Here is a 15500-nt window from a genome sequence, read left to right on the forward strand (position 1 = left end):
GGCCATACACTCAAACGCTCGGAGCACTCCCTGCTCTGACGATTTCTGCAACATCGAGTCCCCAAGCCTCCCGGCAGGCAGCCCCTGACGGAAAAACGCTGGTGACGCGTCGAAACGACTCAAATCAGGAAACGCTTCAGGGCAGAGAATCAGAGAGTTGAATCGCTGGCAAGTCCTTACGATTCCGCGAGATTCACTTTCCGCAAAAACGGCCGCGAAAACTGTGTTGTTGAGTCCTTACAGCAACTGTCCGAGGAATTCCTGGACCTCGTGCCCTGGCCGGAATTTGCCGATGCGCTTGATTTCCCAATGCAGCCGGATGCCCGACCGTTCGAGCACGCGCGCGCGCACTGTCTCGCCAAGATATTCAAGGTCGTAGCCGGTGGCGGTTCCCGTGTTGATCATGAAGTTGCAATGCATCGGCGACATCTGCGCACCGCCGATCATCAGCCCCCGACAGCCCGCTCTGTCAATCTCCTTCCAGGCCGAGGTGCCCTCCGGATTCTTGAAGGTCGAGCCGCCGGTCTTTTCGCGGATCGGCTGCACGGTCTCGCGATGATGCTGGACGGCGTCCATTGCCGCCTTGATCGCGGCCTTGTCTGCCAAAACGCCTTCGAACACCGCTGATGTGAAGATCAGCCCGGCAGGTGCTGCCGAATGGCGATAGGCGTAGCCCATATCGGCGTTGCTCAGCGTATGCACATTGCCCTTGCGGTCGAGCGCCCGCACCTCGACAACACGCTCGCGCGTCTCGACGCCATTGGCGCCGGCATTCATCCTCAGCGCACCGCCGATGGCGCCCGGAATGCCGTGGTAGAACTCAAAGCCGCCTATGCCAGCCTGATAGGCGACAGCGGCAAGGCGTTTGTCGGGCGTCGCCGCACCCGCCTTGATTGTGGTTGGCGCAGTCACTTCGGCTTCGCCAAAGCCCTTGGCCGAAAGCCGGATGACGAAGCCCGCAATACCGCCGTCACGCACAAGCAGGTTCGAGCCGATACCGACGGTGGTCAGCGGTATCTCTTCGGGCACTGCCCCCAGGAACGCAGCGAGATCGTCTTCGTCGGCCGGCTGGAACAGCGCGTCGGCCAGCCCGCCGGCGCGGAACCAGGTGATCTTGTCCATCTCGGCATTGGGCGTGATGCGGCCGCGCAGGCCGGCAAGCCGGCCGCCAAGCTTGTCGATCAATGCCTGGCCACGCATCATGAGGCAGTACCGCCGAGGTCCCTGGGCAGCGCGTAGGCCCATTGCGTGATGTTGCCGGCACCGAGGAAGACGATGAAATCGCCTGGTTTGGCCAGGTCGCGGATAACCGGCGCAATCGCCGTGGGGCCTTCGATGTAGCGCGCGTCGCGATGGCCGCCGGAGCGGATGCGCGACACCAATGCCTCGGACGTCACCCCGTCGATCGGCTCTTCGCCTGCCGCATAGACCGGCGCCACCATCACCGTGTCGGCATCGTTGAAGCAGACGGAAAACTCGTCGAACAGGTCGTGAAGCCGGGTGAAGCGGTGTGGCTGGGCAATCGCGATGACGCGGCCCTTGGTGGCATCGCGCGCCGCCTTGAGAACCGCCGTGATCTCGACCGGATGGTGGCCGTAATCATCGAACACATCGACGCCGTTCCACGAACCGGTACGGGTGAAGCGCCGCTTGACGCCGGCGAAGGACGACAGGCCCTTCCTGATCGCCTCGGCCGAAAGGCCGAGCTCATGCGCGACGGCGATCGCCGCCGTCGCATTGGCGACGTTGTGACGGCCGGGCATCGGCAGGCGCAGGCCTGATATCGTCGACTGGCCGCCGGTCTTGCGGTCGCGGATCACCACGTCGAATTCCGAGGTCGGGCCATCCATGCGGTGATTGATGAAACGCACGTCGGCCTGTGCGTTCTCGCCATAGGTGATGACGCGCCGGTCCTCGATGCGGCTGACCAGCGCCTGCACCTCCGGATGGTCGGTGCACATGACGCCGAAGCCGTAGAACGGCACGTTTTCGACGAACTGGCGAAAGGCCTCGCGCACCTTGTCGAAGGAGCCGTAATGGTCGAGATGTTCGGGATCGATGTTGGTGACGACGGCAATCTCGGCCGGCAGCTTCAGGAACGTGCCGTCGCTCTCATCGGCCTCCACCACCATCCATTCGCCATCGCCCATGCGGGCGTTGGTGCCGTAGGCATTGATGATGCCGCCATTGATCACGGTCGGATCGAGCCCGCCGGCCTCGAGCAGCGTCGCCACCATCGAGGTCGTCGTCGTCTTGCCATGCGTGCCGCCGATGGCCACCGCCTGCCGGAAGCGCATCAGTTCCGCCAGCATCTCGGCGCGACGGACGATGGGAAGCAGTTTCTCGCGTGCCGCCTTCAGCTCCGGATTGGATTTCTTGATCGCCGTCGAGACGACGACCACTTCGGCATCGCCGATATTGTCGGCATGGTGACCGACGAAGCACTCGATGCCCTTGTCGCGCAGCCGCTGCACATTGGCGCTGTCGGCCTGGTCGGACCCTTGCACCTGGTAGCCGAGATTATGCAGCACCTCGGCGATGCCGCTCATGCCGATACCGCCGATGCCGATGAAATGCACGAGGCCGATCGTCTGCGGCATCTTCATACGTGCGTCTCCTTCCTGAATTCCGATACGCTTTTCTTCGACGCAATAGCCTCTGTCAGATCGGCGAGCAACCGTGCCGCGTCCGGTTTTCCGGCCGATTTCGCCGCCGCTGCCATCGTGGTCAGCCGCTCCGGATCGTCCATCAGCGCTCCGACGAGCGCGGCTATGCGCTCGGACGAAAGCGTCGATTGCGGATGCACTTCGGCGCCGCCTGCCGCGGCCAATGCCGCGGCATTGGCCGCCTGGTCGTGGTCGAGCGCATGCGGATAGGGCACCAGCAGCGCCGGCCGGCCGATCACCGCGATTTCCGATACGGTCGATGCGCCGGACCGCGACATCACCAGATGCGCCGCAGCCATGCGCGCCGCCATGTCGGTGAAGAAGGGCGACACCTCAGCCTCGACGCCAAGGGCGGCATAGGCCGCCTTCACCCGCTCGACATCGTCGGCACGCGCCTGCTGGGTGATATCAAGCCGCCCGCGTTGTGCATCGGAAAGCTGTCGAACCGCCGCCGGCACCGCATCGGAAAAGAACTGTGCGCCCTGGCTGCCGCCGAACACCAGGAAGCGGAACCGCTGCTCCCCGGTCGACGCCGCATAGGGCGTCTTTGCCGCCTCCAGCACTTGCGGCCTGACCGGATTGCCGGTCGTCACCGTCTTGGCGCCTGCAGCGGTTGAATCTTCTGGCAAAAACCCGCCGGCGATGGCATCGACACGGCCGGCGAGCGCCCGGTTGGCGCGCCCCATCACCGCGTTCTGCTCGTGGATCAGCGTCGGCACCTTGCGCCGCGTCGCCGCATAGAGCGGCGGTAGCGTCGGATAGCCGCCGAAACCGACCACCACGGCTGGCTTGACCCGACCGATCACGGCCGATGCCTGCCGCACGCCGCCCCAGATCTTCCAGAAGGCGGCGAGCACGGCGAAAGGATTTTTCGAGCCGATGGTCGCCGACTGGATCGGATGGATACCCGCGGCCGGGAACTGGCCGGCAAAACGCTCGGCACGATCATCGGCGGCCAGATGCACCGTCCAGCCGCGCCTGATCAGCTCGTGCGCCAGCGCCTCGGCCGGGAAGAGATGCCCGCCCGTGCCGCCGGCCGCCAAAAGGATCGCGCCCCTCGACATTTCACTCCGCCGGCATGGCGCGCTGCGACGGCGCGAAGCCCAACTGCTTGCGCTTTTCCGGCCGCTTGCGCGTCAGCGCCAGCACCATGCCCATCGAGATGGCGATGGCGATCTGCGAAGAGCCGCCATAGGAGATGAACGGCAAGGTCATGCCCTTGGCCGGCATCAGCTGCAGATTGACGGCCATGTTGATGACCGACTGCAGACCGAAGACCGTGACCAGGCCGCCGACCGCATAGCGTGTGAAATCGTCCTGCTCCTTGAGCGCGGTGCCGAGGCCGCGCAGCACGATGAAGGCGAAGATGATCATGATGAAGAAGCACATGATCAGTCCGAACTCCTCGCCGGCCACCGAGTAGACGAAATCGGCATGGCTGTCGGGTATCACCCGCTTGACGGTGCCCTCGCCCGGACCGACGCCGAACCAGCCGCCATTGATCAGCGCATCGCGGCCCATGTCCACCTGGAACGTGTCGCCCTCGCCGGTCATGAAGCGATCGATGCGGCCGGCGACATGCGGGAACACGGTATAGGCGGCAAACACGCCGCCGATGCCGACAGCGCCCAGCGCGATGATCCACAGCCATGGCAGTCCGGCCATGAAGAACATCACCCCCCAGGTGCCGAGCACCAGCATGGTCTGGCCGAAATCGGGCTGCGCCACCAGCAGCGAGATGACGAGGGCCAGCAGCAGCATGGCGAACAGATTGCCTGGAATGTCGGGCTGGCGCTTGTGTTCGGCAAACAGCCAGGCGCAGATGACGACGAAGGCAGGCTTCAGGAATTCCGACGGCTGCAGCGACACCCCGGCGAGCGACACCCAGCGACGCGCGCCCTTCACCTCGACGCCGATGTAGAGCACCGCCAACATCAGCACCAGCGTGATGCACAGCATCGCCAGGGCCATGCGCCTGATCTGCCGCGATTCCAGGAAGGAGACGGCCAGCATCACGCCAAGTGCGGGAATGGTGAAGATGATCTGCCTCGTGGCGAAGTGGAAACTGTCCAGGCCGATGCGCTGGGCCACCGCCGGGCTTGCCGCGAAGGACAGCACGATGCCGAGCCCCATCAGCGACAGGAACGCAGCCAGGAACCAGCGATCGATCGTCCACCACCAAGTGGCAACCGGGCTTTTGTCGAGACGGCTTTGCATTATCGTGCCCCTCCGATGAGCTTCACGCCATCAATAGTGCTCGCAGCTTGCCTGAAGGCTTCGCCGCGCACTTCGAAATTCTTGAACTGGTCGAAACTGGCGCAGGCCGGTGAAAGCAGCACCACCACCTCGCCGTTGCAGTCGTCCCTGGCCGCGTCGCTTGCCGCATGCTCGACAGCTGCCGCCAGAGTGCCGGAGATCTCGTAGGGCACCGCCTCGCCAAGCGTCGCCGAGAAGGCTGGTGCGGCCTCGCCGATCAGATAGGCCTTGGCGATGCGCGGAAAGAGGCCGCGCAACGGCTCGATGCCACCCTCTTTCGGCAACCCGCCGGCGATCCAGTAGATGCGCGAAAAGGAGGACAATGCGGGCGCAGCCGCATCGGCATTGGTCGCCTTGGAATCGTTGATGAACAGCACATGGCCCTTGCGGCCGACCTGCTCCATACGGTGCGCCAGCCCGGGAAAGCTCTCCAGCCCCGACTGGATCTCGCCCAGATCGAGCCCGACCTTGAGGCAGGCGGCGAGAGCGGCCAGCGCATTCTGCGCATTGTGCTGGCCGCGCAGCGAGCCGATGCCTTCGAGAAAGGCGACCCGGCTGTAACGGCCGTGCACCGCCTCCATCAGATCGGTGCCCTCGGCGAAATAGCCGTCGGTCAGCGGCAGGCGCTTCGAAATGCGAATGACGTGCCGGCCTGCCCGCTCCAGCCGGTCGGCGAGCTGGGCGCACCAGGAATCGTCGACGCCGACGATGGCCGTTTCGCTGCCGGCCGTCAGCCGCTCCTTGATCGCGGCGTAGTGCTGCATCGTCCCATGACGGTCGAGATGATCGGGCGTCAGGTTGAGCAGGACGCCGGCAGTCGGATTGATCGAGGGCGCCAGGTCTATCTGGTAGGACGAGCATTCCACGACATAATGCCGCCCCGGCTCCGGCGGATCGAGCGTCATCACCGCGCGGCCGATATTGCCGCCCATCTGCGTGTCGCATCCGGCCGATTTCAGGATATGCGCCGTCAGCGCCGTGGTCGTCGATTTGCCGTTGGTGCCGGTTATGGCGACGAAGGGTGCAGCCGGCGCCAGCAAGGTCCGCTGCCGGCAGAACAGCTCGATGTCGCCAATGATCTCGACGCCTGAAGCGCGCGCCAGTTCCACTGTCCAGTGCGGCTTCGGATGCGTCAGCGGCACGCCGGGCGACAGCACGAAGGCCGAGAATTTCGCCCAGTCGGCGCCACGCAGGTCGCCGGTCGCGATACCGACGGCCGCGGCATTGGCGACACTGCCGGGATTGTCGTCCCAGGCGAGCACCTCCGCCCCGCCCTCGATCAACGCGCGCGCAGTGGCGATCCCCGAGCCGCCGAGCCCGAAGAGTGAAACGCGCTTGCCTGCGAAGGATGCGGCGGGGATCAAGCGGCCTCCTATCGCAGCTTGAGGGTCGACAGGCCGACCAGCGCCAGGATGACGGCGATGATCCAGAAGCGGATCACCACCTGGCTTTCGGTCCAGCCGAGCTTTTCGAAATGATGGTGGATCGGCGCCATCAGGAATACCCGCTTGCCGGTCATCTTGAAGTAGCCGACCTGGATGATGACCGACAGGATCTCGACAACGAACAGGCCGCCGACGATGACCAGCACGATCTCGTGCTTGGTGGCAACCGCAACCGTGCCGATCAGGCCGCCAAGCGCCAGCGAGCCGGTATCGCCCATGAAGATCGCCGCCGGCGGTGCGTTGAACCACAGGAAGCCGAGGCCGGCGCCGATCACTGCGCCGAGGACCACCGCCAATTCACCGGTGCCGGGCACGAAATGGATCTGCAAATACTCGGCGAACACCGCATTGCCGGACAGGTAGGCGATGACGCCGAAGGACGCCGCCGCGATCATGATCGGCACGATCGCAAGGCCGTCGAGGCCATCGGTCAGGTTCACCGCGTTGCCGGCGCCGACGATGACGAAGCACGAGAACGGGATGAAGAACCAGCCGAGATTGATGAGGAACTCCTTGGCGAAGGGGAAGGTCAGAGACGACGAGAACGGCGCCTGGCCGTTGTGCATGATCACCCAGGCGGCGATGCCGGCGATGACGAATTCAAGCCCCAGCCGCGCCTTGCCGGAAAAGCCGAGATGCGATTGCTTCGTCACCTTGAGATAATCGTCGTAGAACCCGATCGAGCCGAAACCCAGGGTCACCAGCAGCACCACCCAGACATAGATGCTGGACAGGTTCGCCCATAGCAGCGACGAGCCGATGATGCCGCACAGGATCATCAGCCCGCCCATGGTCGGCGTGCCGGCTTTCTTGAAATGCGTCTGCGGCCCGTCGGCACGGATCGGCTGGCCCTTGCCCTGCCGCAGCCTCAGCGAATTGATGATGGCCGGGCCGAAGATGAAGACGATCAGCGCCGCGGTGATCAGCGCGCCGCCGGTGCGGAAGGTTATGTAGCGGAAGACGTTGAAGACGGAGATCTTGTCCGCGAATTCGACGAGCAGTGTGAACATGCGATTCGGTCCCCGGACCTGGCTCTAGGTCTGTTTGGCGGTTGCGGCTGCCGCCGGAAATTTGCTGAGCAGTGCGTCGACCAGTTTGGAAAATCCGATGCCTTTCGACGATTTGATCATCACCACGTCGCCCGGCTTCAGCGCCGACAGAAGCACCAGTTTCAGATCCTCTGCGCCGGCGCGATATTCTGTCTCGATCTCATCAGGCAGGATATCGGCCAGCGCCCGCATTTGCGGGCCGGCAAGAAACACCGTGCGCGTGTCGGTGCCGACGATGAGATCGGCAAGGGCAGCGTGCAGCTTCGCCGAATGGTCGCCGAGCTCGAGCATGTCGCCGAGCACCGCGATACGCCTGCCTTCGCCCGACACCGGCGTCGCGTTGAGCAGCGCCATCGCTGCGCTCATCGACGCCGGATTGGCGTTGTAGCTCTCGTCGATCAGCGTGATCGGACCTTTCGGGTGGCGCAGCACATGGCGCTTGCCGCGTCCGCGTTCGGCCGAAAGATCGGCCAGCGCCAGCGCCACCCTGGCTATTTCGGCGCCGACCAGGTGCGCGGCGCCCAGCACGGCCAGCACATTCTGCACCATGTGTCGGCCCGGCGCGCCGACCCTGGCGGTGATCTCCTGACCGCCGATCTTGGCAGTGATGACGGAATGATCGGCATGCAGCGCGCATGCCAGCAGCTTGAAGGTCGCACGGGCATTCTCGCCAAAGCCGTAGATGTGCTCGACGCCGGCGGCTCTCGCCATCTTGTCCAGAAGCTTCCAGCGCGGGTCGTCGCGGTTGAGAAGGACGGCGCCGTCCGGTTCCAGTCCTTCGAAAATCTCGGCCTTGGCCCTGGCGATCTCGTCCAGGTTGCGGAAGAAGCCGAGATGTGCCGCGGCGATCAGCGTGACGATGGCGACATGCGGCCGGACCATCCTGGCCAGTGGCCGGACCTCGTCAGGATGGTTCATGCCGATCTCGAACACGGCATAGTCGCAATCCACAGGCAGCCGCGCCAGCGTCAGCGGCACACCCCAGTGGTTGTTGAAAGACTGCGCCGATGCGTGCACCTTGCCGACTACGGACAGCACATGGCGCAGCGCTTCCTTGGTGGTGGTCTTGCCCGCCGAACCGGTCACCGCGATGATCTTGGCATTGGAGCGCGCGCGCGCGGCCAGCCCCAGCTTTTCCAGCGCGGCCAAGACGTCCTGCACGACGATCATCGGCGCCGTCAGCCGCCCGAGCGACGGCAACTTGCCCTCAGCGACGACCAGCACGCCGGCGCCGGCCTTGATGGCGGCGGTCGCGAAATCATGGCCGTCCATCGCCTCGCCCTTGATCGCGAAGAAAGCATCGCCCGGCTCAAGGCTGCGGCTGTCGATCGAGATGCCGCCGATACCCTCCGGCATCGGACCGAGCGGTCGTCCGCCCATGGCGGCGACGAGATCCTCTGACGTCCACAGGAAGCTCATGCGGCGTGCTCCTGGAGCGCGGCGCGGACTTCCTCATGGTCGGAAAAATGCAGCGTCTCGGCGCCGACGGTCTGGCCTTCCTCATGCCCCTTGCCGGCCACGATCAGCGTATCGCCGGCATGGAGCATGGCGACTGCCTCGTGGATCGCCTTGCGCCGGTCACCGATCTCGATGCCGCCGGGTGCAGCGGCAAGAATCGCGGCACGGATCGTTTCGGGCACTTCCGAGCGCGGATTGTCGTCGGTGACGATTACGACATCGGCGAGCCGCGTGGCGATCTCGCCCATGATCGGACGCTTGCCACGGTCGCGGTCGCCGCCGCAGCCGAACACGACGATGACGCGGCCGGTGGTGAACGGCCGCACCGAAGCCAACACGTTTTCCAGCGCGTCCGGCTTGTGCGCGTAATCGACATAGACCGGCGCACCGTTGGCAGCGGTGCCAACAAGGTCCAGCCGGCCCGGGGCGCCCTTCAATTTCTCCAACGCCATCAGGGCTTTGGCGGCAGGTGTTCCAGTAGAAATGGCGAGGCCCGCCGAAACCAGGGCATTGGCGATCTGGAAATCGCCGGCCAGCGGCAGGTCGATCTCGTGGAGAACGCCATCGACTTCCACCTCGGCACGCTGGCGGTGGCGCTCGTGCTCGACCCGCTTCAGTGTCAGGAACTCGCCGTGGCGGCCGACCGTCAGCACATCCAGTCCCGCGGCCCTTGCCGCCTGGATCGTCGGCTCCGACCAGGGATCGTCGGCAAAGATGACGGCCGGCGCGCCCTTCGGCAGCAGCGCGTCGAACAGGCGCAGCTTGGCGCGATGATAGTCCTCGACTGTCGGATGATAGTCCATATGATCGCGGCCGAGATTGGTGAACCCGCCGGCTGCGAGTTTCACGCCGTCAAGCCGGCGCTGATCGAGACCATGGCTGGAGGCCTCCATCGATGCGTGGGTGACGCCGGCATCCGCCAGTTCGCGCAGCAGCCTGTGCAGGTCGACCGGGTCGGGGGTGGTCAGCGAGCCGTACTCGTTGCGGCCCGGCGCCACCACGCCGGTCGTGCCGATCGAAGCAGCGGCAAAGCCTGACTGCTCCCAGATCTGCCTGGTGAAAGCCGCAACCGATGTCTTGCCGCTGGTGCCGGTCACCGCGACCATGGTTTGCGGCTGCCTGCCGAAGTAGCGGGCCGCACTCAGCGCCAGCGCCAGGCGCGGATCGTCGACGGCGAAAACCGGCACCGGCAGTCCGGTGACGGCGCCGCTGCCCTTGCCGGTCACGATCGCTGCGGCGCCGCGCTTGGCGGCATCGGCGGAATAGGCCGCGCCATCGGTCTTGGTGCCAGCGAGCGCGAAGAAGACCACGCCCGGTCCTACCTGGCGGGAATCCGAAGAAATCCCGGTAACCTCCGTATCGAAGGAAGCTGTCCCCTCGACAGGCAGGATACCGGCTAGGTCTTTCAGCTTCATCGAACCCCGTTCATAGCAACAAAATAGCGCGCAGTTGCCGGCGCGCCCTCAGAATCACTGATAGGAAACCAGCGTTGCGCCATTTTCATGGCTGAAATCTGGCTTCACGCCAAGCATGGAAGCCGAACGTCGGATAATGTTTGCAGCCATGACGCCAGCATTCGAGGCGGCCGTCGCACCCATGCCGGGTTTTTCCGGCTTCGGTTCGTCGGCGATGGTAAGCACGATGTATTGCGGATCATCCATCGGGAAAGCCGCGACGAAGGCGTTGAAGTTCTTGTCCTTTGAGTAGCGGCCGTTGACAACCTTCTCGGCCGTTCCCGTCTTGCCGCCGACGCGATAACCCGGAACCCTGGCGTTCCTGCCTGAGCCTTTCTCGGCGTTGAGTGCATAGAGATAGCGCATGTTCTCGGATGTCTTGTCGCTGACGACTTTCTTGGCCACCGACATCGCCTGTTCCTGCGCCCGTCTCAGGAATGTCGGCTGGATCAGATAGCCGCCGTTCATCAGCGCGGCACAGCCGACCGCCGTCTGCAGGGGCGTCGTCGACACACCGTGACCAAAGGCGATGGTGATCGAATGGACCTGTTTCCAGACTTTTGGCTCGGTCGGGCGGGCGACCTCAGGCAGTTCCGTCTGCATTCTCTCGAGGATACCCAGGCGATGCAGGAATTCGCGGTGCCCCTCGATGCCGACCGCTTCAGCTTCCTTGGCCGAACCGATGTTGGACGAATAGATGAACACTTCGGGCACCGACAGCACCCGGGACTTGCCATGAAAATCATGGATGGTCTGGCGGCCGATCCTGATCGGGCGCGTAGCGTCGAAACGGCTTTCCAGCGTCACTTTGCCGGAATCGAGCGCCATGGCGGTGGTAAAGCTCTTCAAGGTCGAGCCCATCTCGTAGAGCCCGGCCGACATGCGGTTCAAGCGGTCCTTGTCGTGCGCATTATAGGGGTTGTTCGGATCGAAATCCGGAACCGAGGCCATCGCGACCACTTCGCCGGTCTTGACGTTGAGAACGACGGCGCCCGCCGCGATTGCGCGGTATTTTTCCATGCCGGTGGCGACCTCATCACGCACGATATGCTGGACGCGCAGGTCGATCGAGAGCTGCACCGGCTTCAGATCCTTGGCCACCGCCAGGCCGGACGCCTGAAGATCGCTCAGCCCCTGTTCGTCGATGTATTTCTCCATGCCGGAGATGCCCTGGTTGTCGATGTTGGTGAGGCCGACAATGTAGGACGAGGTTTCGCCGGCCGGGTAGAAGCGGCGCTTTTCGGTGCGGAAGCCGATGCCCGGAATGCCGAGCTGCAGAATCTCCGATTGTTGCTTGGGCGTCAGTTGCCGCTGCAGCCAGACGAAGCCGGCGCCGCTCTTCAGCTTGTGATAGGTCTGCTCGTAGTCGATTTCGGGAAGCACCGTCGCCAGTTTTTCGATCGCCTCGTCGGCGTCGACAATGCGGCGCGGTTCGGCAAACAGCGACGCCGTCTTGATGTCGGTCGCCAGAACTTCGCCGTTGCGGTCGACGATGTCGGGCCGGGACGCCGTCACCCGGCTCTGCGGACCGCCGGACAAGTCGGGGTTCTGGAAACCGAGATAGACCAGCCGCCCGGTGATGGTCAGATAGATGCCGAAAAACACCGCCATCGTCATCACGACGCGGGTCCTGCCCTTGCCGCCGGTCGCCTTGCGGGCGCCTTCGACCACAATCGATCCGTCGTCACCGGACTTGGCGCGGCGCGTCAGCAGACTGGTGATCACTGGAAGTCTGGCGATCATTGGACGATGCCTCCGGTGACCACGGGGTCGTTGCCCATCGGTTCCTTGCTGGAACTGTCGGCCATGCCGCCCAGCCGCTCGGACGAAAGGTCCTCGATGGTGAGGGGTTTTGCCGGCAGATCGTCCAGCCCGATGATCTGGCGGGCGCTGACCGGCTCGAGCTCGAGTTGCGATTTATAGGTCTCGGCCAGCTTTTGCAGGCGCGACGGTTGGGTAAGCAGGCTCCAGTCCGCCTTGAGGAGATCGATCGTATCCTCCTCGTAGCGGATCTGCGCCTGGATCTTGTGCACCGCCGCCAATTGTTCCTCGGCCTCGCGCTTGGTCTTGAAGGTCAAGGCCGCGGCCGAAACCATGACGGCGATAAGGACTATGTCGCTGGTACGAAACACGTGCTCACCTCTCTCCCGGCCGCTCGGCACCGGGAAGTTTTGGATCAGGAAGTTTTGGAAGCCCGAAAATCGAAAAATCGCCGGCGCGCGCCGGCGCGTCGGTGCGGATCGCCGCGCGCAGCCTTGCCGAGCGCGCCCGCGGATTGGCCGATATCTCGGCCTCACCGGGCGTCACGCCGCTGCCCACCTTTTTGAAGGTGGCGCTGCGCGCCTGCGCCTCGGGCAGGTGCCGCGATCCGGTCGCCGCATCGGCGCGATCGGCGATGAAGCGCTTGACGATGCGGTCTTCCAGGGAATGGAACGTCACCACGGCCAGCCGTCCGCCCGGTTTCAGCACGCGTTCAGCCGCAAACAGCGCTTTGGCCAGTTCGCCGAGTTCGTCATTGACGAAAATGCGCAACGCCTGGAAGACGCGGGTCGCTGGATGGATCTTGTCCTTCGGCGCGCGGCCGATATGCGTCTCAATGGCGTCTGCAAGGTCGAGCGTGCGCTCGAACGGATGTTTTTCGCGACGGCTTTCAATCATGCGGGCGATGCGGCCGGCATGGCGCTCTTCGCCAAGAAACCCGAAGATGCGGGCAAGATCGCCCACCTTGAAAGAGTTGACGACATCGGCGGCGCTGAGGCCAGCCTGCGCCATGCGCATATCGAGCGGTCCGTCGGCACGGAACGAAAAACCGCGCTCCGCCTGATCGATCTGCATGGAGGAGATGCCGATGTCGAGCACGACGCCGTCAGCGCTTTCGACATGCTCGTCCAATGTCGAGAACGGCGCCTGAACAAGCCGGAGCCTGCCGCCCGATTGTTGCTCGAGAACACGACCGGCAGCAATCGCATCCGGATCGCGGTCGATCGCGACAACCGAGGCGCCGCTCGCCAGAATGGCTTTGGAGTAGCCGCCGGCGCCGAATGTGCCGTCGACGACCACCTCGCCCGTCTTGGGCGAAAGCGCCTCCAGCACTTCGGCAAGGAGGACCGGAATGTGACGGGCTGGTCCGCCAACGGCGTGAGGGTCATCGCCGTAGCCCGCCATCATTCCGGCCGCTCCCCAGGCTTCGTCCCCTGCCGAAGCTGCAAAAGCCGGGCGCGTGCTTCCGCCCCATAGGCGGTGAGCCGTCCAGGTTCCCAGATCTGAAAGAAATTGCCGCGGCCGACAAAAGCCACTTCCGCGGAAATGCCGGTATGCTCGCGGATGAAATCGGTCATCGAGATGCGGCCGTCCTGATCGAGCTTGAGAAAGGTTCCATCGCCATGGCAGAAGAACGACATGTCGTCCGAGGTCTGCAGGAAGGGGTCTTCCTGCGCGATGCGCTGCTCGTAGCGGTCGAGCAGGTCGAGCCCACCGACATCCATCGCCGGACGGTCCAGGCAGCGCAGCGCATAGAGTTCCGAATAACCGCGCTTCTGCACAACCGCACGGAAATGCGCTGGAACGGACACCCGCCCCTTCGCATCGATCCTGTTCACCGCGCTTGACAGAAACCGGTCCATTACGCGTTACGGCCGCTTGCGCCGCCGCACCCCTCTGCATCTTCCCGCCCGCGCCGCCGCAGCGCGGTCCCTGCCCAAAACTCACTTCGCTCCAAAAGGCAAAAACAGGCGAACGCGCAGCCGCCGCGGCTGCCCGATTGGCGTACGCTTCACCCTGACGCGGAACGAAGGCTTGAATATCTGAATGGGATATCATGGGGTACTATGGGCGTCAACGGGAATAGGCTTCACAAAACGCGCGCCACAACCGATGAGGGCAGCTTTGACGGCACTCCCGTGTTTATGCTCCATTAAGCCTAACGAAGCGTTTAGAGCGGTTTGGCCTAACCGGAGGCGGCTTGCCGCGGAGCGCCACCACGCATAGCGTCGGCCTGTCTTTTCTCGGTCAGAAACAGGTTCTTTTCTCGGTCAGAAGGTTGAAAATACATGTCCGAAACAGCCAAATCGCGCGCGGCCACCCTTGCCCATTTGCGTGGCGTCAAGCTCGCCAAGGGCGACCCGGTCTCGCTGCCGCTGACAATGACGACCACTTTCCATCTGCCCGGCAATCCGGCCGGCGTCAGCCAGTACGGGCGCTACGACAATCCGACATGGGAAGCGGTGGAAGACATGCTCGGCCACCTCGAGGACGCGCCGTCCGTAGCGTTCCCGTCGGGCATGGCCGCGATCGCGGCGGTCTTCTTCGCGCTGCTCAAGGCGGGCGATCGCATCCTGTTGCCGTCCGACGGTTACTACACGCCGCGCCTGCTTGCCGAGCGCTTCCTCAAACCTTTCGATGTCCCGTTCGACACACGACCGACCAAGTCCTTTGTGGACGGCGGTTTTTCCGGCTACCGGCTGGTGTTCGTCGAGACCCCATCCAATCCCGGGCTGGACATTTGCGACCTGGCCGGCGTGGCGCGCCTTGCGCACGAGGCCGGCGCGCTGGTCGTCGCCGACAACACCACGATGACGCCTTACGGTCAGCGCCCGCTCGACCTCGGCGCCGATATCGTCGTTGCTGCTGACACAAAAGCGCCCAATGGCCATTCCGACGCGCTGTTCGGCCATGTCGCCAGCCGTGACGCCGGCATCATCACCGCCATCCGCGAGTGGCGCAAACTGTCGGGCTCCATCCCCGGACCATTCGAAGCCTGGCTGGTCCATCGAGGCCTCGAGACACTGGAGGTCCGCTTCGACCGCATGTGCAAATCGGCCGAACTGATCGCCCGACGCCTGACAGATCATCGGGCCGTGAAATCCGTCCGCTTTCCTGGACTGGAGGATGATCCTTCACACAATCTGGCGACCACCCAGATGGAGCGTTTCGGCTTCCTTGTCGGCCTCGACCTGGGGAGTGAAGCCAGGGCCGAAGCGTTCATCGGCGCCTGCGCCCTGATCCAGCCGGCGACCTCCTTCGGCGGCGTCCACTCTTCGGCCGAACGGCGCGCCCGTTGGGGTGATGCGGTGCCGCCCGGCTTTGTTCGCCTGTCGGTCGGCTGCGAGCCGGTGGAAGCGCTTTGGCATGCGATCGAGGCGTCACTGGACGGCGTCGACGGTTGAGCGAACC

Annotated in this window: 13 protein-coding genes; 1 reads left to right on the forward strand and 12 read right to left on the reverse strand. The window is 64.3% G+C overall.

Features of this window, described 5'->3' with window-relative positions; translation table 11 throughout:
- Window positions 1–237: 237 nt before the first annotated feature.
- Genes murB through mraZ form a run of 12 tightly spaced genes read right to left on the reverse strand, consistent with a single transcriptional unit; the run spans window position 238 to window position 13951 of the window.
- On the reverse strand, window positions 238–1203 hold the full coding sequence (gene murB / locus AC0L3D_RS17095; RefSeq protein ID WP_287259792.1) for a UDP-N-acetylmuramate dehydrogenase: 966 nt from the start codon (window positions 1201–1203) through the stop codon (window positions 238–240).
- Window positions 1200–2606: a UDP-N-acetylmuramate--L-alanine ligase gene (gene murC, locus AC0L3D_RS17100; protein ID WP_473628208.1), complete on the reverse strand. Its 1407-nt coding sequence runs from the start codon at window positions 2604–2606 to the stop codon at window positions 1200–1202. Before murC ends, murB begins: the two co-directional genes overlap by 4 nt.
- Window positions 2603–3730, reverse strand: coding sequence for an undecaprenyldiphospho-muramoylpentapeptide beta-N-acetylglucosaminyltransferase (gene murG / locus AC0L3D_RS17105; protein WP_473479908.1), 1128 nt, complete (start codon window positions 3728–3730; stop codon window positions 2603–2605). Before murG ends, murC begins: the two co-directional genes overlap by 4 nt.
- A gap of 1 nt (window position 3731) precedes the next feature.
- A complete protein-coding gene (ftsW, locus tag AC0L3D_RS17110; protein ID WP_023798738.1) occupies window positions 3732–4883 on the reverse strand; it encodes a putative lipid II flippase FtsW in 1152 nt (383 codons plus the stop codon).
- Window positions 4883–6286 carry a UDP-N-acetylmuramoyl-L-alanine--D-glutamate ligase gene (murD, locus tag AC0L3D_RS17115; protein ID WP_473479910.1) on the reverse strand — a complete coding sequence of 468 codons (1404 nt, stop codon included), beginning with the start codon at window positions 6284–6286 and terminating at the stop codon, window positions 4883–4885. Before murD ends, ftsW begins: the two co-directional genes overlap by 1 nt.
- An 8-nt stretch (window positions 6287–6294) precedes the next feature.
- Entirely contained in the window at window positions 6295–7377 is a 1083-nt protein-coding gene (gene mraY / locus AC0L3D_RS17120; protein WP_023798736.1) for a phospho-N-acetylmuramoyl-pentapeptide-transferase, read from the reverse strand.
- Between the two features lie 24 nt (window positions 7378–7401).
- Window positions 7402–8835 (reverse strand): UDP-N-acetylmuramoylalanyl-D-glutamyl-2,6-diaminopimelate--D-alanyl-D-alanine ligase, encoded by a 1434-nt coding sequence (locus AC0L3D_RS17125; protein WP_473628210.1) that lies wholly within the window; start codon window positions 8833–8835, stop codon window positions 7402–7404.
- Entirely contained in the window at window positions 8832–10289 is a 1458-nt protein-coding gene (locus tag AC0L3D_RS17130; protein WP_023798734.1) for a UDP-N-acetylmuramoyl-L-alanyl-D-glutamate--2,6-diaminopimelate ligase, read from the reverse strand. Before AC0L3D_RS17130 ends, AC0L3D_RS17125 begins: the two co-directional genes overlap by 4 nt.
- A 54-nt stretch (window positions 10290–10343) precedes the next feature.
- Window positions 10344–12071 carry a peptidoglycan D,D-transpeptidase FtsI family protein gene (locus tag AC0L3D_RS17135; protein WP_287259780.1) on the reverse strand — a complete coding sequence of 576 codons (1728 nt, stop codon included), beginning with the start codon at window positions 12069–12071 and terminating at the stop codon, window positions 10344–10346.
- A complete protein-coding gene (gene ftsL, locus AC0L3D_RS17140; protein WP_023798732.1) occupies window positions 12068–12460 on the reverse strand; it encodes a cell division protein FtsL in 393 nt (130 codons plus the stop codon). Before ftsL ends, AC0L3D_RS17135 begins: the two co-directional genes overlap by 4 nt.
- Window positions 12461–12464: 4 nt before the next feature.
- Window positions 12465–13496 carry a 16S rRNA (cytosine(1402)-N(4))-methyltransferase RsmH gene (gene rsmH / locus AC0L3D_RS17145; protein ID WP_023798731.1) on the reverse strand — a complete coding sequence of 344 codons (1032 nt, stop codon included), beginning with the start codon at window positions 13494–13496 and terminating at the stop codon, window positions 12465–12467.
- On the reverse strand, window positions 13493–13951 hold the full coding sequence (gene mraZ / locus AC0L3D_RS17150; RefSeq protein ID WP_023798730.1) for a division/cell wall cluster transcriptional repressor MraZ: 459 nt from the start codon (window positions 13949–13951) through the stop codon (window positions 13493–13495). The genes rsmH and mraZ overlap by 4 nt, the downstream gene beginning before the upstream one ends.
- 426 nt (window positions 13952–14377) lie before the next feature.
- Here mraZ and AC0L3D_RS17155 point away from each other — a divergent pair, with 426 nt between their 5' ends.
- Window positions 14378–15493 (forward strand): cystathionine gamma-lyase, encoded by a 1116-nt coding sequence (locus AC0L3D_RS17155; RefSeq protein ID WP_128167173.1) that lies wholly within the window; start codon window positions 14378–14380, stop codon window positions 15491–15493.
- Window positions 15494–15500 lie beyond the last annotated feature (7 nt).

It is taken from the genome of Mesorhizobium sp. WSM4837 (assembly GCF_055811435.1).

Coding starts and splice junctions, on each gene's coding strand:
- murB (WP_287259792.1), bottom strand. CDS start 1,203: ATGATGCGTGGCCAGGCATTGATCGACAAGCTTGGCGGCCGGCTTGCC.
- murC (WP_473628208.1), bottom strand. CDS start 2,606: ATGAAGATGCCGCAGACGATCGGCCTCGTGCATTTCATCGGCATCGGC.
- murG (WP_473479908.1), bottom strand. CDS start 3,730: ATGTCGAGGGGCGCGATCCTTTTGGCGGCCGGCGGCACGGGCGGGCAT.
- ftsW (WP_023798738.1), bottom strand. CDS start 4,883: ATGCAAAGCCGTCTCGACAAAAGCCCGGTTGCCACTTGGTGGTGGACG.
- mraY (WP_023798736.1), bottom strand. CDS start 7,377: ATGTTCACACTGCTCGTCGAATTCGCGGACAAGATCTCCGTCTTCAAC.
- AC0L3D_RS17125 (WP_473628210.1), bottom strand. CDS start 8,835: ATGAGCTTCCTGTGGACGTCAGAGGATCTCGTCGCCGCCATGGGCGGA.
- AC0L3D_RS17130 (WP_023798734.1), bottom strand. CDS start 10,289: ATGAAGCTGAAAGACCTAGCCGGTATCCTGCCTGTCGAGGGGACAGCT.
- AC0L3D_RS17135 (WP_287259780.1), bottom strand. CDS start 12,071: ATGATCGCCAGACTTCCAGTGATCACCAGTCTGCTGACGCGCCGCGCC.
- rsmH (WP_023798731.1), bottom strand. CDS start 13,496: ATGATGGCGGGCTACGGCGATGACCCTCACGCCGTTGGCGGACCAGCC.
- mraZ (WP_023798730.1), bottom strand. CDS start 13,951: ATGGACCGGTTTCTGTCAAGCGCGGTGAACAGGATCGATGCGAAGGGG.
- AC0L3D_RS17155 (WP_128167173.1), top strand. CDS start 14,378: ATGTCCGAAACAGCCAAATCGCGCGCGGCCACCCTTGCCCATTTGCGT.